Here is an 18792-nt window from a genome sequence, read left to right on the forward strand (position 1 = left end):
GATGAGTCGGTTCATCCGGAATTCTGGTTTTTATTTGATTCTATTTTTAGTCGTGGTGGGCATAGTACAATTCGTTACTAATGGCGGCGAGCAAGCCGATGCCCCTAGTTATAATGAACTGCGGCAGGAAGTCAAAGCTAACAACATAGAGGAAATGACGGTACAATTTGACGGTTACGCTTATCTGGTGACCGGTAAGTATAGGGAGGTTTCCGAAGAGAAAAAATCGGAGAATTTCTCAGCCTATATTCCTGCCACGGATGCAGCGATGCAAGAGCTGACTGCAGCCAGTGAGAGCAACAAAGTCAAACTGTCCGTGTTGCCAATGGAAGGCCAAAGCATTTGGCTGACATTGCTTTCATCCTTTATTCCGCTCATCATTATGTTTGTACTGTTCTTCTTCCTGTTTAATCAGGCTCAAGGCGGCGGCGGCAAAGTGATGAACTTTGGCAAGAGCAAAGCCCGCTTATATAATGAAGAGAAGAAACGGATTACATTTGAAGATGTAGCCGGAGCAGATGAAGAGAAGCAGGAGCTTGTTGAAGTTGTTGACTTCTTGAAGGATCCGCGCAAGTTCAACACGGTTGGCGCTCGCATTCCGAAGGGCGTTTTGCTTGTCGGTCCTCCGGGAACCGGTAAGACGCTCCTGGCTCGTGCCGTTGCCGGTGAAGCGGGAGTGCCGTTCTTCAGTATTTCCGGTTCCGACTTCGTTGAAATGTTTGTCGGTGTCGGTGCTTCTCGTGTACGTGACTTGTTCGAGAACGCGAAGAAGAATGCACCATGTATCATCTTTATCGATGAGATTGATGCAGTAGGTCGTCAGCGTGGCGCTGGTCTTGGCGGCGGTCATGACGAGCGTGAACAGACACTCAACCAGTTGCTGGTTGAAATGGACGGTTTCGGAGCGAACGAAGGCATTATCATCGTTGCTGCGACCAACCGCCCGGATATTTTAGACCCGGCGCTTCTTCGTCCGGGACGTTTTGACCGTCAGATTACCGTAGATCGCCCGGATGTGAAGGGCCGTGAAGCCGTACTGAAGGTTCATGCACGCAACAAACCATTGACGAAGGATGTTAAACTTGACATCATCGCCAAACGTACAACCGGTTTTACAGGCGCCGATCTGGAGAATCTCCTGAACGAGGCTGCCTTGCTTGCGGCTCGCCGCAACCGTAAAGATATTTCCATGCGAGAAGTGGATGAGGCGATTGACCGCGTTATCGTCGGTACGGAGAAACGCAGCCGCGTGATCAGTGACCGCGAGAAACGCATAGTGGCATACCATGAAGCGGGTCATACCATTGTGGGTTACTTCCTCGAGCATGCGGATACGGTGCATAAGGTAACGATTATCCCTCGTGGCCGTGCCGGCGGATATGTCATTATGATGCCGAAGGAAGATCGGATGCTCGTGACGAAGCAGGAATTGCTGGATCGCGTAACCGGTTTGCTTGGCGGACGTGTCGCTGAGGAGCTGTTCATCGGTGAAATCGGGACCGGGGCATACAGTGACTTCCAGCAAGCAACAGGCATTATCCGCAGCATGGTTGTGGAATACGGTATGAGTGAGAAGCTCGGACCGATGCAGTTCGGTACATCCCAAGGACAAGTGTTCCTTGGACGTGATATCGGACATGAGCAGAACTATAGTGATGCAATCGCTTATGAGATCGATCAGGAAATGCAGCGATTCATTAATGATTGCTATGAGAAATGTAAAGAGATCCTGAATAAGCATGCTAAAGAGGTTCATCTGATTGCGAATACGCTCCTCGAGATGGAAACGCTGGAGCTTGAGCAAATCAAGAATCTCATTGAGACCGGATCAGCTGAAGGCAACGGCAGTGGCGACGGTGAAGGAGAAGGTTCTTCCGAGAATGGTGAACCGATCATCGACAACATTGGCGACGTGAAAGTTCGCATCCAAGGGAAAGAAGACGGCGAGCAGCCGACTTCCACGGAGGAAATTCCGAACAACCCGATGGATTCGAATGATCCAGGGCCAGAGCGCAAAGATTCGGAGCGCAAGGATCCTCCAGGCGGATCGGACAACGGTAACAGCAGCTTAACGTAATATTTGCTGATAAAACCTCGAATACCGAATAAAATTGAAGAACCGGAGAACGATAATTCGTTTTCCGGTTCTTTTTGTGCTTTCTATCACATTGACAGGGGGCAGAACGAACGTGTACATTAGTTGTTAAATAAGGATGCGAATCCTTTCACAAAGGTGGAAACCATCCTGAAAGTCACATGGTCATCAGCGGCGAACTGCCGGACTATATAAGGGGAGAGGGTCGATCATGGAAGCGTTGGCACTGGAGCGTAAGGCGGAACAGAACCGTGAGCTGCGCGAGCGGTTAATGCAATTGAAGAAGGAACGTAACGCAATCATTTTGGCACATTATTATCAACGGGATGAAATACAAGAGGTCGCTGATTTCCGGGGGGATTCCTTCCTGCTCGCGCAGAAGGCAGCACAAACGGATGCCGAGGTTATCGTATTTTGCGGTGTGCATTTTATGGGCGAAAGCGCTAAAATTCTGGCACCGGGCAAGACGGTTCTTATACCGGATGAGCGGGCCGGCTGCCCTATGGCGGACATGGTGAACGTTGACGGACTGCGGAAGCTGAAAGCGCAGCATCCGAATGCCAAAGTGGTCACGTACATCAATTCATCGGCTGAGATCAAAGCTGAGACGGATATCTGCTGTACTTCATCCAATGCCGTGAAAGTGATTCAGTCGGTGGATTCGGATGAAATTATATGGGTGCCTGACAAAAATCTGGGGCATTATGTTCAGCAGCATACCGACAAGAAGCTCATTATCTGGGAAGGGTACTGCAACACGCATGACATGCTGACGGTGAAGGATGTCGTCGAGATGAAGGCCAAATATCCTCATGCTGAATTTGTGGTGCATCCGGAATGCCGTCCGGAGGTTGTTGCGATGGGGGATTTTGTAGGAAGTACCACCGCCATCCTGGAGTATTGCAAAAATTCATCGGCCAAGGAGTTTATCGTGGGTACTGAGGACGGAACCGGTTATCAGCTTCGACTGGATAGCCCGGATAAATCGTTCCATTTCGCTACGAAATTCCTGGTGTGTCCGAATATGAAAGTGAATAACCTCAAAAAGCTGGTTAAAGCGTTGGAAACGATGAAGCCGCAAATTTATGTGCCGCCGGTCGTTGCAGAAAAAGCCAGAACTTCATTAGAGCGCATGTTACAGGTTAAGTAGCATGCGCTACTCTTTCGTGAAAAGACAGGTGAGGCATCGTGATACCGCAGTATTTAATTGATTTTGATCTGAACGATCTTCCTGCAGTTGAGACGGACGTCATCGTGATCGGTTCAGGCATTGCGGGTTTATATACGGCGATCATGGCAAGTGCGACTCAGAATGTGCTGCTGATTACGAAGAAATCGCTGCTCGAAAGCAACACGCGTTATGCGCAGGGAGGAATTGCAGCCGTAACAGCTGAGGATGACTCCCCGGCCTATCATCGGCAGGATACCCTCTTGGCAGGGGCGGGCCTATGTTCATCTGCCGCGGTGGATGTCCTTGTAAACGAGGGGCCGGTTGGCGTTCAAGAGTTGATTCGGCTCGGCACGATGTTTGATGTGGAGAATGGCGAGCTCGCGCTGACCCAAGAAGGCGCACACAGTCACCGCCGGATCCTTCATGCCAACGGGGATGCTACCGGATATGAAATTGTGCGTGCCCTTTCCATTCAGGTTGAAATGCTTCACAATATAGAGGTGTGGGACGATCATTTTGTCATTGACCTGATTACCGAGCAGGGAGAATGTCATGGCGCTTTGGTACAAATGCCTGATGGAAAACGGGTATTCGTTCGTGGACGGGCGACGGTTATGTGTTCCGGCGGCGCCGGTCAATTGTACCGGTATACGACCAATCCGGAGGTTGCTACAGCCGATGGCGTTGCCATGGCTTATCGGGCAGGCGCAGAAATTCGGGATATGGAGTTTATACAATTCCACCCGACGGCGCTTAGCTATCCGGGTGCGCCCCGATTCCTAATATCAGAGGCGGTTCGGGGTGAAGGCGCCGTTCTTCGGAATATACAAGGGGAACGCTTCATGCCCAAATACCATGATTTACTGGAGCTGGCACCGCGGGATATTGTAGCACGGGCTATTGTCAGTGAGATGGAAGCAACGGGGTCTACCTTTGTTTATCTGGATATTACCCATGAGTCGCCGGAAATGGTCAGACATCGATTCCCAACGATTTATGAAACCTGCATGCAGTATGGACTCGATTTATCGTCAGATTGGATTCCGGTCTCCCCGGCTGCGCATTATATGATGGGGGGCATCAAAACCAATCTGCACGGCGAGAGCAGCGTGAAACGTTTATTTGCTTGCGGGGAGGTATCGTCTACTGGTGTCCACGGGGCGAACCGTTTGGCCAGCAATTCGCTGTCGGAGGCGATTGTGTACGGTAGTCGTATTGTCGAGCGCATTAAGAGCCTGCCGGAACCTTCAGGCGATCCGCTTCATGTATCATTCCACCTCGGTCGCAAGGACGCTCCGTCCCAAGCGATGGTGGAAAAACGCTTGAAGCTACAGAAGGTGATGGTACGTTATGCAGGACTTCGGCGAAATCGGGATACTCTATTAAGAGCAGCGGAAGAGCTTGGCCGTCAGCTGCCATTGTTCCAATCCGTGCTCACCAAGCGTGAGGAATACGAGTTTGCTAACATGCTCACAGCATCCCTGCTCGTGGTTCAGGGTGCGCTGGGTCGTGAAGAAAGCCGGGGAGCCCACTATCGTGAGGATTTCCCGGAACGGAATGACAGCGTATGGCAGAAACATATTGTCCATACACGGGATCAAGAAATGACGGAGGAATTAAGCGATGATGTTTAACGGATACAACGATGGCCTTCTCCAGAGTATACGGACTTGGCTGCAGGAGGATATCGGGTCGGGGGACATTACGACCCTCACCACCATTGAGCCGGGTCATGAATCCAAGGGTGTTATTCATGCCAAGGAGGCAGGAATCGTAGCAGGTATGCCGGTTGCAGAGCTGGTATTCGAAACGGTTGATCCGTCGCTGACGTTTACAGCATTGGTCCGTGATGGAGACGAGGTTGAAAAAGGAACGGTTCTCGCCGAAGTGGAAGGAAGCACGCACCGTATTTTGACAGGCGAGCGTCTTGCTTTGAATTTGCTTCAGCGTCTGTCGGGTATTGCAACAAGAACGCGTTCTTTTGTTGATGTGCTTGAGGGATTGCCAACAAGGCTGGTGGATACCCGCAAAACGACGCCAGGCCACCGAATGCTTGAGAAATATGCTGTTCGGGTTGGCGGCGGCGCGAACCATCGTTTCGGCCTGTATGATGCCGTCATGATTAAGGATAATCACATTAAGGGTGCAGGCGGAATCGCGCAAGCGGTCAGCCGTGCAAGAGCCCATATTCCACATACCATGACTATAGAAGTTGAAACCGAGAGCTTGGCGCAGGTTGAGGAAGCACTGGCTGCAGGCGCAGATATTATTATGCTGGATAACATGAGTCATGACATGATGGCGGAGTCTGTTCGAAGAATCAAGGCCAAGGCCCCTCATGTTCGCGTTGAAGCATCGGGGAACGTGACGCTGGAGACCGTGCGCGGGATTGCCGAAACCGGGGTCGACGTCATATCCGTTGGACGGCTGACTTATTCTTTCCATAGTCTCGATATCAGCTTGGATCTAAATGCGAAGAAAGGAGGGACAGAGAGTTGATTCTGGTTGTGGATGTAGGGAATACCAATATTGTACTGGGTGTGTATCAGGGAAAAAAGCTGCTGCATGATTTTCGAATCAGTACATCGCGTCAGTCCACCGTGGATGAATACGGTGTATTGATTCATAATTTGTTTCAAATGTCCAATATACTGGTAAGCCAAATCGAAGGCGTTATTGTTTCTTCCGTAGTTCCTCCTCTTGTGCGTGTGGTCGAGGAGATGTGCAATAAATATATTGGCAAGGCGCCCCTGATCGTAGGACCAGGCATCAAAACCGGACTTAATCTGCGGTATGAAAATCCGCGCGAGGTTGGCGCTGATCGGATTGTGAATGCAGTAGCAGCCGTCGAGCAGTACGGGGGGCCGCTGATTGTGGTGGATTTCGGTACGGCGACGACGTTTGATTGCATCGATGAGGCAGGCAATTATCTTGGCGGAGTGATTGTGCCTGGTATTGGCATTGCCACGGAGGCTCTTGTACAGCGTGCTTCCAAGCTTCCTCGCGTAGAGCTCGAAAAGCCGAAAAAGGTAATCGGGCGCAATACCGTACATGCCATGCAGGCCGGTATCGTTTTTGGTTATGCGGGACAGGTCGATGGCCTGGTCAAGCGTATAAAAGCCGAGATGGGTACGGACAATGTTAAGGTTATCGCTACGGGGGGACTGGCTGAACTGATTGCCGGCGAGACGGAGTCCATTGAAGAGATTTCTCCCCTTCTGACATTGGAAGGCTTGCGTATTATTTATGAGCGTAACTAGAACCGATATAAAACCGTTAGATATTACAAACAACTAGAAAGACAAGGAGGCCTCAAGATGGGTAATCAAAAAGACCGTTTGCTGCGGGGAACTGCATTAAACGGGAAAGTACGGACATTTGCCGTGCGGACAACCGATTTGGTCGAAGAGCTTCGCCAAAGACATGATACGTTCCCTGTCGTTACAGCCGCTTTGGGCCGCACCGTGTCAGCAGCAGCGATGATGGGAGCTATGCTGAAAGGAGACGAGCGCCTTAGCATTCAAGTGCGCGGCGACGGACCGATCGGTTTGATTGCAGCGGAGAGTAATGCTAACGGCGAGGTGCGCGGATATGTCAAAAATCCGCATGTGGAGCTGACGAATATCCGTCCGGGCAAGATGGATGTGGCCGCTGCTGTAGGTACCACCGGCCATATTGATGTGATCAAGGATTTCGGCTTGAAGGAGCCTTACCGTGGCAGCGTGCCGATTATTTCGGGCGAGCTCGCTGAAGACTTCACATACTATTTTGCCGTATCCGAACAGACCAACTCGGCGGTAAGTCTGGGAGTGCTGGTTTCCCCGGATTATTCCGTGGCGAATGCCGGGGGCTTCATCATCCAGCTTCTCCCCGGGGTTACGGAGGATGAGATTACGGAGCTTGAGCTTGCGCTAAGCAAGATTCCTCCGATCACCGAGATGCTGGAAGAAGGACTGGAACTGGAAGACATCCTGAAGCGAGTCGTTCCGGATGTAACCATTTTGGAGGAAATGGAAGTGTACTTCAGCTGTGACTGCTCGCATGAGCGGGTGGAGCGCGCTTTGATCAGCTTGGGACAGGTAGAGCTTGAACAGATGATCGAAGAGGATGGCAAAGCCGAAGTTTCCTGTCATTTTTGCAATGAAAAATATACGTTCGATAAAGAACAGCTGAAATCCGTGCTAGAGCGGGCCAAATCTTAACGTTGGGATGAGCGACCGTGATGACGAGACAAGAGAAGGGATTGTGGGCGACCGTCATTGTCTTGACAGCATGCGTATTGGGTATGGGCGGCTGGATGCTGTTTTCCGGGAATTTTTCGCAAGAGGCTTCACCACCGTGGAAAGAGGGCTCCCAACCAGTTGCATCCATCCAGGACAGGGCGATTACCGAAGACGAGTGGGTTGACGAGCTAAAGAAGCGTTACGGCCGCGAAATGCTGATGACCATGCTGAATCGGCACGCTGTGGCCCTGGAAGCCAAAGCGAAGGGTATTGATGTTACGGCGGCTGAAGTCGATGCAGAAATCGAAGTCATGAGCCGCAGCTACGGTTCTATGGAGCGTTTCTTATCGGAAATGGAAAATCAGCTAGGCATTACGGAGAGTGAATTAAAGACAGAGACGACGTATCGGCTGCTGCTTGAGAAAATTGCAACTTCCGACGTGCACATCGAGGAGCAGCAGATCGATTCGTATCTGGAACAGTATCCTGACCAATTTCGTCCCAAGAAGCAGCTGAATTTATCCATGATCGAAGTCGCTTCGAAAGATGAGGCGGAACGGGTGATGGATCGGCTGGAGAATGGAGAAGCTTTTGCGGATCTCGCATCCCAGGTATCACTCGATGAGTATACTCGCGAAGACGGCGGGCAGATCGGACTGGTCGAGGAGGATGATCCCTTTTTGCCGCCGGCACTGCTGGATGCAGCTTTAACGCTGGAGCCCGGGGATATTGCGGGGCCAATCTCGCTCACAGACACCTATGCCATTGTTTATGTGAAGGATATTATCGAGCCTCAGGCCCCTAGTGAGGAAAGTGTCCGCGAGGCGGTTCGCAAGCAGCTGGCGCTGGAGCAGGCGGTGTCTTTATCCGAACTGGAGCGTCAGCTTCGTGAGAAATACGAGGCACGGATTAGTGCGGGTACGGTCACGTTGTAAAAAGAGGAAGAACAGGGAAAGCTCGCTGTGGCGGAGTAGGATGTAGCTGCAGGAGCTTTTTTTGCGTTAAAGGATGCAATAGGTTACGTTCACTGAAGGATGATGGCTTTTTGAGCGTGTATATCTTGGAGGCGAGTCCCCCGTTATCTCGTTCGGGAGGCGCAGGAAAATCCACCTAGAAATGTTGATTTTCGAGGTGTGGGATATTGACAATGACTCGTAACGTTGTTAAGATGAAGGTATAAAAACCTACCTTTTTACTCGGATATCAGAGACCTCAATAATCAAGGAGTTTGCGTCTATAAGCTGGCTCCGCTTTTCTTTCAACATCCAGACACTACAAATTTAATGATTCAACATTGAATGTATAACACCATTATGGACTTACTAGTTTATCTAAGATTCATATTTAGAGGAGGGCTTCATTCATGGCAAAAGTCGTAAATAATGTGACAGAATTAATCGGTGGAACTCCACTCGTCCGTTTGAACCGGATCGTACCGGAGGATAGCGCAGAGATCTATCTGAAGCTGGAATACCAGAACCCGGGCGCAAGCGTTAAAGACCGGATTGCGATCAGCATTGTGGAAGAAGCGGAGAAGGACGGACGTTTGAAGCCGGGCGATACCATTATTGAAGCAACCAGCGGTAATACCGGCATTGGTTTAGCTATGGTGGCAGCTGCCAAAGGCTACAAAGCCGTTATCGTTATGCCTGAAACCATGAGCTTGGAGCGCCGCAACCTGCTGCGTGCCTATGGTGCGGAATTGGTACTGACACCGGGATCGGAAGGAATGAACGGTGCGGTTAAGAAAGCAGAAGAAATTTTGAAGGAAAATGCCGGATTCTTTATGGCCGAGCAATTCAAGAACCAAGCCAACGTGAAGATTCACCGTGAAACAACAGGTCCGGAAATCGTTGAAGCGATCGAATCCATCGGTGGTTCCCTGGATGCGTTCGTTGCTGGGATCGGAACAGGCGGAACGATTACAGGGGCTGGCGAAGTACTGAAGGAGCAGTTCCCTGACATCAAGGTTATTGCGGTTGAGCCTGCTGCATCGCCAATCCTTGCAGGTGGCAAACCGGGTCCTCACAAAATCCAGGGCATCGGCGCAAACTTCATTCCTGAAATTTTGAACCAAGAAGTCTACGATGAAATCATTCATGTTGAGAATGACGATGCCTTTGAAACTTCCCGCCGCGTGGCGAAGGAAGAAGGCGTTCTTGGAGGTATATCCTCCGGTGCGGCTGTATATGCTGCATTGAAGGTTGCCAAGGAGCTTGGTAAAGGCAAGCGGGTAGTAGCCGTGATCCCAAGTAACGGAGAACGTTACCTGAGCACACCGCTTTACAACTTCGAGTAAGATGATATCGTAATATGCACCTATCTCCTTACCTCATTTGGTTGAGGTAACAGGTGGCAAGGAAGGAGCTCTCAATGTGTATTTATAGCATTGAGGGCTTTTTGCGTATACTACTCCCTAAGATAACGCTTTATTAGAATCCGCCTGATGACCGCTCCAAAAATTATTGTTGGACGAGCTTCTATTTAGGGTTTTCAAGAGAAGCGGGATACAGTATACTGACAGGCAACAGTAAGGCTTTTGATGACTAAGGGAGGATCGGCATGGAGAGAAGAGTGGAGCTGGCCCAGTGGCAGGCATGGGCTGAAGAGGGCTGGTCCGTCGTTCCCTATCTGGTTCAATATAAAGGAGCAACAAGTGGGTTACCCCTGTCATGGAGACATGCATGGAACGCCGCATCACCATATGCCTTTGTGCTGGAGAGCGGTAAGGGCGGACGCCATACGTATCTTGGATTGCGGCCGGTGTCCATTCTGCAAGGGAAGGGATGCCATGGTGAGATCATCGAGCTGTCTGACGGTCTGCGAACGCAGGTAACGGGAGAGCCGCTGCACCTGTTAGAGCAGTGGATGAACAAATGGAAGGCTCCCCGTGTACCGAGGTGGCCGGGCTTCCGCGGAGGCTGCGCCGGATTCCTGAGTTATGATGTGATTCGGTCGATTGAGAAATTGCCCACGATGGCCAAGGATGAGCCGGGGTTCCTGGATTATATGTGGATGCGTATGGAAGAGGTTTGGATCTATGATCATTCAGATGACAGCATCTACTGTTCGGTGCATGTCCCTCTGCCTTGGGCATTCGGGACCGGAGAAGTTTCGAAAGAAAAGAAAGCGCCCGGTGCTTCTAGTGATGAATCCAGTGGTTCGGTGCTTTCAACCGACCAAGAGAAGTTATTGCAGGAGTTATATGATCGGGCTGTCATAAGGGCTGAATCGATGCTGTCCCAATGGAATCAAATGTTCGGAACGGGCTCAGGGAACGACTCGAGTTCCGAAGATGAGCGCGTGCGGCAGGAACGATGGAAGAAAGCGCAGGAGCTGTCAGGGCCGAATGTCGAAATCTGGGATCGGCTGGAGATTGATTTTACGCAGGAAGCGTTCGAGCAGGCGGTGCTCTCGATTCAAGAATATATTCGGCAGGGTGACGTATTTCAAGTCAATTTGTCTCTTCGCCGGCACTTGCAGCTGCATGCGGACCCTGCCGATATTTATGAGTGGCTGCGCATCCTGAATCCGTCACCATATATGGGGTATATCTCTTCACCGGGCTTCAGCTTGGCCAGTGGCTCGCCGGAATTGCTGGTGAAGCTGGATGGCGATGTCGTGTCTGCACGGCCGATCGCGGGAACGCGGCGCCGTGGAAGCAATCCGGAAGAGGACGCGGCAATGGAAGCGGAGCTGCTTGGCAGCGAGAAAGAACGGGCGGAGCATATTATGCTGGTTGATTTGGAGCGTAATGACATTGGCCGCATTGCCGCATACGGGACCGTGCATGTTCCGGAGCTGATGACGGTTGAGAGGTACTCGCACGTGATGCATCTGGTGTCGCAAGTGGAAGGGCGGATTGCAGAGGGCAACGATGCGTATGATGTCATTGCGGCAGCGTTCCCCGGCGGCACCATTACAGGCGCACCCAAAATCCGGACGATGGAGATCATCGAGGAGCTGGAGCCTGTGACGCGAGGGCCTTATACCGGCTCCATGGGCTGGATCGATTATAATGGTGATATGGAGCTTAACATTATTATTCGGACCCTCGCCGTGAAGGATGGGGTTGGTTACATTCAGACGGGAGCAGGGATTGTTATTGACTCCGATCCGTACCGGGAATACAGGGAGTGTCATAACAAAGCAAAGGCTTTGATTGCCGCACTGATATGCAGCGAAGAGGAAGCGGCAGCAGTGGCTGCGAATATAGGGGGGAAATAACATGATACTTGTCATCGACAATTATGATTCGTTTACGTATAACCTGGTTCAATATTTGGGTGAGCTCGGCGAGGAAGTGAAGGTTTACCGGAATGATGAGATCGACATCGCCGGCATCGAGGAGTTGGCTCCGGACCATATCCTGATATCGCCGGGACCGTGCACGCCGAATGAAGCCGGCGTCAGTCTGGATGTGATTTCGCATTTCAAGGGTGTCATTCCGATCTTCGGCGTCTGCCTCGGCCATCAGGCGATCGGGCAAGCCTTTGGCGGCAACGTGATTCGTGCGGAGCGCCTCATGCATGGGAAAACATCCGCGATCCAGCATACGGGTGGCTCGGTCTTCGAAGGCTTGCCAGTTCCGTTCACCGCAACGCGCTATCACTCGCTGATCGTTGAGAAGGAGACCTTGCCGGAGGAGCTGGAGATTACCGCCTGGACCGAAGAGGGCGAAATCATGGGGCTGCGGCATAAACAATACCCGGTAGAAGGGGTGCAGTTTCATCCGGAGTCCATCATTACGGACCATGGCCATCAGATGCTGCGCAATTTCCTGAAGCGTACGGCTGGCGCCAAAGCATGAAATATATTGGCATGAACGGCGGCATCGTTGAAGCTGCCGAGGCTGTCATACCTGTAATGGATCACGGCCTTCTGTACGGAATGGGGTTATTCGAGACCTTCCGCACTTATGAGGGGAAGCCTTTTTTAATAGAGCGGCACTTGAACCGGCTCATGGACAGCTGCCGGGAGCTCGGAATCGCTCATAGGGCGGATGCGGAGAGGATCAGCCACTGGATATTGGAACTGATGGAGGCCAATGATCTCCAGGATGCTTATATCCGGTATACCGTAACGGCAGGAGAGGGATTGCTCGGTTTGCCTGCTGGCGATTATTTGAAGCCTTCCGAGATTTTATTCGCCAAAGAGCTGCCGGCCGCAAACGAAATGCTCTACGAGAAAGGCAGAGCCTTGCGGCGGCTGTCCCTTCCGCGTAACACACCGGAATCATCGGTTCGGTTTAAATCTCTGCATTATATGAACAATATACTCGCAAAGCGGGAATTGGCCGGATACCCCGGCCACTCGAATGGTTCAATAGAGGGGCTGATGCTAACGGCGGCCGGGGAAGTGGCAGAGGGCATTGTCAGCAATGTCTTTTTTGTCAAAGCGGGTCGATTATATACGCCTGACGTTGGCACGGGCATTTTGCCGGGGATTACACGGGACGTGGTGCTGGAATTGGCTGCCGAACTTGGTATTGAAGCCGAAGAAGGCCGTTACAGCTGGGAGTTTTTTACCGGAGCGGATGAAATATTTACGACAGGCTCTGTGCAGGAGATTGTTCCGGTCTCGACGTTGATTGGAGCTGAGGACGAGACTCTAGTCATTGGACAAGGATTGGCCGGTCCGATAACCCGTACATTACTGAGCGCATATAGAAGGAAAGCAGGGCAAAAGGCATGAAAACAACGATTTACGAACGTGAATTTCGTCTAAGCAAGGATGCTGTGTTAAAGCTCGGTCAATCCACGCTCATTATGGGTATACTGAATGTGACCCCGGATTCGTTCTCGGACGGAGGTCGATATAACGGTACGGAGCGGGCGGTCGAGCACGCGCTTCAGCTGGTGGAAGAGGGAGCCGACATCATCGATATCGGCGGAGAATCGACGCGTCCGGGCCACGAGCCGGTTGGAGCCGCAGAGGAGCTTGCCCGGGTAATCCCGGTTATAGAAGCCATTCACCGGCACGCGCCGCATATTCCATTGTCGATTGACACGTATAAAGCGGAAGTTGCGCGTCAGGCTATTGGAGCGGGCGCTCATATCATTAATGATATTTGGGGCTTTAAAGACGACGCGGATATGCCCAAGGCAGCGGCAGAGCTCGGATGTCCCGTGATCCTGATGCACAATCGCCGCGATCGAAATTACACCAATCTTATCGAGGACGTAAAGCGTGATTTGCTGGAAAGTGTCGAGATTGCGCGGGCTGCAGGCGTGCAGGATCATCATATTTTGCTCGATCCGGGTATCGGGTTTGCGAAGGACTATGATGAGAACATGAAAGTGATGGCATCCCTCGATCAGCTCGTGGGGCTTGGGTTTCCGGTGCTGCTGGCTACCTCCCGCAAAAGGTTTATCCAGACCGCGCTTGGCGCTCCGGCACAGGATGTGCTGGAAGGAACGGCTGCCACGGTGGCTTACGGGATTGCCCAGGGCTGCCAGATCGTTCGTGTGCATGACGTGCTGCATATGAAACGGACAGCGAAGATGTGTGATGCCATGACCTACGCTTCGACAGATCTTAGACGCATATAATTTTTCTTGGGACAAAGGATGGAAGGGCGGAGTAAGAGATGGATAAAATGATACTGAGCCGCATGGAATACTACGGCTACCATGGTGTGTTTGAGGAAGAGCGTAAGCTGGGACAACGATTCTATGTGGATCTGGAGCTGGAGATGGATCTGAGCAAAGCCGCCAGGACGGACGATCTGACGCTCACGGTAAATTATGCCGAGATTCATGATCTTTTGCTGGATATTATGCGGACGGAGTCGTTCCGCCTGATTGAAGCTTTAGCGGAGCATATTGCATCTAAGGTATTGGACACTTATACTATTATCGATGCTTTAACGGTCCGATTGACGAAGCCGCACCCGCCTTTTGACATTCATTTTGAAGGTGTGACCATTGAGCTGCACCGGACCAGGAAGTGAGACAATCATGAATGCACACGCCACCTCTGAGTGTTCAGAGGCTTATATTGCTTTAGGGGCCAATTTGGGTGACCGCGAAGGTAACCTGATGGAGGCTTTGGAACGGTTGGATGAAGTACCCGGCATTACGGTAGAGCGCGTATCCAACTTGTATGAGACCGAGCCGGTCGGATACGTGGACCAACCGATGTTTCTTAATATGGCAGCAGCCGTGTCGACATCGCTGAGTCCTCATGAATTGCTTGCCGAAATGCAGCGAATTGAAAAACAGCTCGGCCGGGTCCGTCATATTCATTGGGGGCCGCGGACGGTGGACTTGGACCTGCTATGGATGGAAGGGCGCCGTCTGGATACGCCGGACCTTGTACTGCCGCATCCCCGTATGCAGGAGCGGGCTTTTGTGCTCAGACCGCTGGCCGATATCGTATATGAGTTCGAACCTTCAGGTCTGTACCCTGTGGTGAAGACAGCACTTGAGAACCTGGAAGGAAAGGAAGGAATACAGCTTTGGAAAACAAGCAGCTGGCGCAGCGTATCCGCGCTTTCCGAAAATTAAAGGGTTTGACCCAGCAAGAGCTCGCTGAGCGAACCGGTATTTCACTAGCCGTCCTTGGTGCGATTGAGCGGGGGAACCGCCGTGCCGAGGAGCAAATGTTGGCTCAGATTGCGGATGTGCTGGAGATTTCATTGCAGGAGCTTAAGGAACGGAGTTAGATCATCTAAATAGGAAGTCGGTGCAGGTTTGTTTTTCATCAAACTCTGCCATTCATATAGGATGATGTTTCTGGATGCGATCTACAAGAATATGTAATTTTTGCGGACTGGACGATAACGCGATGAATGAGTATGATGGTTTGGTTTGAAACTCAGGGATCCCTTGCACGATAACCGGGATCTTTCGACTATAAATATCTGAACACAAAGGGGTGACACATAAAATGGATAAGTTGAAAATCGGAAACATCGAGATGAAAAATCAAGTGGTTCTGGCGCCGATGGCTGGCGTATGCAACCCGGCGTTCCGATTGATTGCTAAGGAATTCGGCACCGGATTGGTTTGCGCCGAAATGGTAAGCGGCAAGGCCATTGTTCACGGGAACAAGCGCACCCAGGAGATGTTGTTCGTCGACGAGCGGGAGAAGCCGCTGAGCCTGCAAATTTTTGGTGGTGACCGCGAATCTTTGGTGCAAGCGGCCAAAGTGGTCGATCAGCAAACCAATGCCGACATCATCGACATTAACATGGGCTGCCCTGCACCGAAGGTAACCAAGATGGATGCGGGTGCACGCTGGCTTCTGGATTCGAACAAAATTTATGAGATGGTGGCGGCGGTTGTCGATGCCGTGAACAAACCGGTCACGGTGAAGATGCGTACAGGCTGGGATAGTGATCACATCTATGCTGTCGAAAATGCACAGGCTGTCGAACGCGCGGGCGGTCAGGCGGTCAGCGTTCACGGACGTACGCGCGAGCAGCTCTACACCGGATACGCGGATTGGGACATCATTCGCCAAGTGAAAGAAGCCGTCTCCATTCCGGTTATCGGTAACGGCGATGTGGTGACACCGGAGGATGCTCGCCGGATGCTGGATACGACAGGATGCGATGGCGTCATGATCGGCCGCGGGGCGCTGGGCAACCCATGGATGCTGTATCGAACCGTGGAATATCTGAAGACAGGCAAGCTGCTGCCGGATCCGGCTCCGCAGGAGAAAATCCGAATTGCCATTCTGCATATGGACCGTCTGATTGCTCTGCGCGGCGAAGCGGTAGCGGTACGGGAAATGCGTAAGCATCTTGCGTGGTATCTGAAAGGTCTGAAAGGCTCCGCCCGCATTAAAGATATCATTATGGAAGAAACGAAGCGCGACGAAATGGTGAACCTTCTGAACAACTTTGTGAACAATCTGGAGGACCAAGAAGAATCGACAAAAAGTGTATATCCTCAAGCCGTTGCGGCGATGGGATAATTAGGGGTGCAGGCTGTTAACGGGTGCATGTATGCGACATTCGTGACAGCCTTTGCGCGCATTGACTTTTTGAAATGGTTCCCATATAATCTTTCAGTATAAATTCAAGAAATTGAGCAGGCATCAGAGGGAAGTTCTGATCCCCAAGAATTCGCATATAGTATGTTGATACCGTGGTTTAAATTATTTACATGACAGGAGAATCGGTTAATGAGCGATAAAGAAGTCATTCTTACCCAGGACGGTCTGAAGAAACTGGAGGACGAACTTGAGAATCTGAAGTCTGTAAAACGCCGTGAAGTGGCTGAGCGGATTAAAGTTGCCATCGGTTATGGTGATATTAGTGAAAACTCCGAATATGAAGACGCCAAGAACGAGCAAGCCTTTATCGAAGGCCGGATTATAACGCTGGAGAAAATGCTCCGTAATGCGCGCATCATCAACAACGATGATATCAATACCGATGTAGTCGGCGTGGGCAACACGGTGATCGTGGAGGATTTGGAATTCGGCGACACAATGGAATATACCATTGTCGGTACGGCTGAATCGGATCCGCTGAACAACAAGATCTCTAACGAGAGTCCTGTCGGCAAAGCGATTATTGGCAAGCAAAAAGGTTCGGTTGTAGATGTTAACGTTCCTGCGGGCGTTATTCAATATAAAATTGTAGACATTAAGAAGTAAGTCGGAATGTGTATAGAAAGCTTCCTTCGGGGGGCTTTTTTAACATATTAGAATTTATAATTTTTTTGGGGTCCCCGCAAAGTATTTGGAATAAGCATCGTAGCATAGGCTCCACTTTGTGGGGTTATTTTGAATAGGCAAGCTGGGTTGAGGGCTTAATGGGTTAGTGGCATGTCTTGAAATGGCTGCCCTACCGTTAAGTCCTAGCCGAATGTGTACAAGTTGTTTAAGAGCTGTCCGGATGTTATAGGTGGCGGCGTTTGTGCTGTTGGGGATTACGATGGAAGTGAAATGAAGGAGATGAATGACGATGACGGAAGAAATGAATAACCAGGAACAAGAACAGGAGTTAAGTGAGCTTTTGCAAATCCGCCGCAACAAATTGGACGAGCTTCGGAAGCTGGGCATCGATCCGTTTGGCGGAAAATATGAAAGAGAACATCACGCAGGTGATATTCTGAAGCAGTATGACGAGCTCTCCAAGGAAGAACTGGAAGAGAAGCAGGTGGAAGTGAACCTGGCCGGCCGGATTATGGCTAAGCGCGGCATGGGCAAGGCTTCTTTTGCTCATATTCAGGATTTGAGCGGCCGAATTCAGATCTATGTTCGCCAGGATTCGATTGCAGAAGCGCAATATGAAGCATTCAGCATCCTCGATCTGGGTGACATCATCGGGGTAAAAGGGGTCTTGTTCAAGACCAAAACCGGTGAAACCACCATTAAGGTAAAGGAACTGGAGGTTCTTTCGAAGTCGTTGTATCCGCTCCCTGAGAAGTTCCATGGTTTGAAGGATGTGGAACTCCGTTACCGTCAGCGTTATGTCGACCTGATTATCAACCCAGATGTACAGAAGACCTTCATTGCCCGTTCCCGTATTATCCAATCGATGCGTCGTTACCTGGATTCACAAGGCTATCTTGAAGTGGAGACCCCGACGTTGCATTCGATCGCTGGTGGTGCGGCGGCACGTCCGTTCATTACGCATCATAATGCGCTGGATATGGAGCTGTATATGCGAATCGCGATTGAGCTTCACCTAAAACGTCTGATCGTGGGCGGTCTGGAAAAAGTGTACGAGATTGGCCGCGTGTACAGGAATGAAGGGATCTCTACCCGTCATAATCCGGAGTTCACGATGATTGAGCTCTATGAAGCTTATGCGGACTATAAGGATATTATGGCATTGACCGAGAATATGATCGCACATATTGCCCAAGAGGTCCTGGGTACACAAGTGATTTCCTATCAAGGGCACGAAGTCGATCTGACGCCACAATGGCGTCGTGTATCCATGGTGGATGCGGTAAAAGAAGTTGTAGGTGTAGACTTCAGTGTGGAAATGTCCAATGAGGAAGCGCATCGCCTTGCAAAAGAACATAAAGTTCCGGTAGAGCCGCATATGACATTCGGCCACATCTTGAATGCGTTCTTTGAGCAGTTCGTTGAAGAGACGCTGATTCAGCCGACGTTCGTAACCGGTCATCCGGTTGAGATCTCGCCGCTTGCGAAGAAGAATGACGTGGATCCGCGGTTCACGGATCGCTTTGAGCTGTTTATCGTGGCGCGTGAGCACGCGAACGCCTTCTCGGAGCTCAATGACCCAATCGACCAGCGTCAGCGTTTTGAAGCGCAGATGAAGGAAAAAGAACAGGGCAATGACGAAGCGCACGAGATGGATGAGGATTTCTTGCGTG

General features: G+C 51.0%; 18 protein-coding genes (1 of these 18 cut by a window edge). All 18 read left to right on the forward strand.

Annotated elements, in window-relative coordinates; genetic code table 11:
- The first annotated feature begins 1 nt into the window (after position 1).
- Positions 2-2077 (forward strand): ATP-dependent zinc metalloprotease FtsH, encoded by a 2076-nt coding sequence (ftsH, locus tag MKY82_RS00295; RefSeq protein WP_194540305.1) that lies wholly within the window; start codon positions 2-4, stop codon positions 2075-2077.
- Positions 2078-2306: 229 nt separating this feature from the next.
- A complete protein-coding gene (gene nadA / locus MKY82_RS00300) occupies positions 2307-3245 on the forward strand; it encodes a quinolinate synthase NadA (protein WP_098741232.1) in 939 nt (312 codons plus the stop codon).
- A gap of 38 nt (positions 3246-3283) precedes the next feature.
- Complete coding sequence (gene nadB / locus MKY82_RS00305; protein ID WP_194540307.1) at positions 3284-4900, forward strand: L-aspartate oxidase; 1617 nt, start codon at positions 3284-3286, stop codon at positions 4898-4900.
- Positions 4890-5765, forward strand: a complete 876-nt coding sequence (nadC, locus tag MKY82_RS00310; RefSeq protein ID WP_194540308.1) for a carboxylating nicotinate-nucleotide diphosphorylase — start codon at positions 4890-4892, stop codon at positions 5763-5765. The genes nadB and nadC overlap by 11 nt, the downstream gene beginning before the upstream one ends.
- Positions 5762-6526: a type III pantothenate kinase gene (locus MKY82_RS00315; RefSeq protein ID WP_071221065.1), complete on the forward strand. Its 765-nt coding sequence runs from the start codon at positions 5762-5764 to the stop codon at positions 6524-6526. Before nadC ends, MKY82_RS00315 begins: the two co-directional genes overlap by 4 nt.
- A gap of 57 nt (positions 6527-6583) precedes the next feature.
- On the forward strand, positions 6584-7468 hold the full coding sequence (gene hslO / locus MKY82_RS00320; RefSeq protein WP_194540310.1) for an Hsp33 family molecular chaperone HslO: 885 nt from the start codon (positions 6584-6586) through the stop codon (positions 7466-7468).
- 20 nt (positions 7469-7488) lie between these two features.
- Complete coding sequence (locus MKY82_RS00325; protein WP_194545003.1) at positions 7489-8424, forward strand: peptidyl-prolyl cis-trans isomerase; 936 nt, start codon at positions 7489-7491, stop codon at positions 8422-8424.
- 428 nt (positions 8425-8852) lie between these two features.
- Positions 8853-9788, forward strand: coding sequence for a cysteine synthase A (gene cysK / locus MKY82_RS00330; protein ID WP_194540311.1), 936 nt, complete (start codon positions 8853-8855; stop codon positions 9786-9788).
- Positions 9789-10051: 263 nt separating this feature from the next.
- Positions 10052-11716 (forward strand): anthranilate synthase component I family protein, encoded by a 1665-nt coding sequence (locus tag MKY82_RS00335; protein WP_339295229.1) that lies wholly within the window; start codon positions 10052-10054, stop codon positions 11714-11716.
- A 1-nt stretch (position 11717) separates the two neighbouring features.
- Positions 11718-12299 carry an aminodeoxychorismate/anthranilate synthase component II gene (gene pabA / locus MKY82_RS00340; protein ID WP_339295230.1) on the forward strand — a complete coding sequence of 194 codons (582 nt, stop codon included), beginning with the start codon at positions 11718-11720 and terminating at the stop codon, positions 12297-12299.
- The gene (locus MKY82_RS00345; protein WP_339295231.1) at positions 12296-13183 is read left to right on the forward strand and encodes an aminotransferase class IV; all 888 of its coding nucleotides are present in this window, start codon (positions 12296-12298) and stop codon (positions 13181-13183) included. The genes pabA and MKY82_RS00345 overlap by 4 nt, the downstream gene beginning before the upstream one ends.
- On the forward strand, positions 13180-14040 hold the full coding sequence (gene folP, locus MKY82_RS00350; RefSeq protein ID WP_339295232.1) for a dihydropteroate synthase: 861 nt from the start codon (positions 13180-13182) through the stop codon (positions 14038-14040). Before MKY82_RS00345 ends, folP begins: the two co-directional genes overlap by 4 nt.
- Before the next feature lie 38 nt (positions 14041-14078).
- On the forward strand, positions 14079-14441 hold the full coding sequence (gene folB, locus MKY82_RS00355) for a dihydroneopterin aldolase (protein WP_194540316.1): 363 nt from the start codon (positions 14079-14081) through the stop codon (positions 14439-14441).
- Positions 14442-14448: 7 nt separating this feature from the next.
- Positions 14449-14997, forward strand: coding sequence for a 2-amino-4-hydroxy-6-hydroxymethyldihydropteridine diphosphokinase (gene folK, locus MKY82_RS00360; protein ID WP_339220824.1), 549 nt, complete (start codon positions 14449-14451; stop codon positions 14995-14997).
- Positions 14949-15155: a helix-turn-helix transcriptional regulator gene (locus MKY82_RS00365; RefSeq protein ID WP_071221056.1), complete on the forward strand. Its 207-nt coding sequence runs from the start codon at positions 14949-14951 to the stop codon at positions 15153-15155. Before folK ends, MKY82_RS00365 begins: the two co-directional genes overlap by 49 nt.
- Before the next feature lie 224 nt (positions 15156-15379).
- Positions 15380-16411, forward strand: coding sequence for a tRNA dihydrouridine synthase DusB (gene dusB, locus MKY82_RS00370; RefSeq protein WP_071221055.1), 1032 nt, complete (start codon positions 15380-15382; stop codon positions 16409-16411).
- Positions 16412-16621: 210 nt separating this feature from the next.
- Entirely contained in the window at positions 16622-17098 is a 477-nt protein-coding gene (gene greA, locus MKY82_RS00375; RefSeq protein ID WP_009591919.1) for a transcription elongation factor GreA, read from the forward strand.
- A gap of 310 nt (positions 17099-17408) precedes the next feature.
- Positions 17409-18792: the 5' portion of a lysine--tRNA ligase gene (lysS, locus tag MKY82_RS00380; protein ID WP_194540319.1), read on the forward strand. It continues 128 nt past the right edge of the window; only the first 1384 of its 1512 coding nucleotides appear in the window; its start codon is at positions 17409-17411; the stop codon falls past the right edge of the window.

Source organism: Paenibacillus sp. FSL W7-1279 (assembly GCF_037969845.1).
Classification (GTDB): Bacteria; Bacillota; Bacilli; order Paenibacillales; family Paenibacillaceae; genus Paenibacillus_AQ.

What these genes read in the sequence shown, in the direction of transcription:
- ftsH (WP_194540305.1), top strand. Translation starts at nt 2, where the DNA reads ATGAGTCGGTTCATCCGGAATTCTGGTTTTTATTTGATTCTATTTTTA.
- nadA (WP_098741232.1), top strand. Translation starts at nt 2,307, where the DNA reads ATGGAAGCGTTGGCACTGGAGCGTAAGGCGGAACAGAACCGTGAGCTG.
- nadC (WP_194540308.1), top strand. Translation starts at nt 4,890, where the DNA reads ATGATGTTTAACGGATACAACGATGGCCTTCTCCAGAGTATACGGACT.
- hslO (WP_194540310.1), top strand. Translation starts at nt 6,584, where the DNA reads ATGGGTAATCAAAAAGACCGTTTGCTGCGGGGAACTGCATTAAACGGG.
- MKY82_RS00325 (WP_194545003.1), top strand. Translation starts at nt 7,489, where the DNA reads ATGACGAGACAAGAGAAGGGATTGTGGGCGACCGTCATTGTCTTGACA.
- cysK (WP_194540311.1), top strand. Translation starts at nt 8,853, where the DNA reads ATGGCAAAAGTCGTAAATAATGTGACAGAATTAATCGGTGGAACTCCA.
- MKY82_RS00335 (WP_339295229.1), top strand. Translation starts at nt 10,052, where the DNA reads ATGGAGAGAAGAGTGGAGCTGGCCCAGTGGCAGGCATGGGCTGAAGAG.
- pabA (WP_339295230.1), top strand. Translation starts at nt 11,718, where the DNA reads ATGATACTTGTCATCGACAATTATGATTCGTTTACGTATAACCTGGTT.
- MKY82_RS00345 (WP_339295231.1), top strand. Translation starts at nt 12,296, where the DNA reads ATGAAATATATTGGCATGAACGGCGGCATCGTTGAAGCTGCCGAGGCT.
- folP (WP_339295232.1), top strand. Translation starts at nt 13,180, where the DNA reads ATGAAAACAACGATTTACGAACGTGAATTTCGTCTAAGCAAGGATGCT.
- folB (WP_194540316.1), top strand. Translation starts at nt 14,079, where the DNA reads ATGGATAAAATGATACTGAGCCGCATGGAATACTACGGCTACCATGGT.
- folK (WP_339220824.1), top strand. Translation starts at nt 14,449, where the DNA reads ATGAATGCACACGCCACCTCTGAGTGTTCAGAGGCTTATATTGCTTTA.
- dusB (WP_071221055.1), top strand. Translation starts at nt 15,380, where the DNA reads ATGGATAAGTTGAAAATCGGAAACATCGAGATGAAAAATCAAGTGGTT.
- greA (WP_009591919.1), top strand. Translation starts at nt 16,622, where the DNA reads ATGAGCGATAAAGAAGTCATTCTTACCCAGGACGGTCTGAAGAAACTG.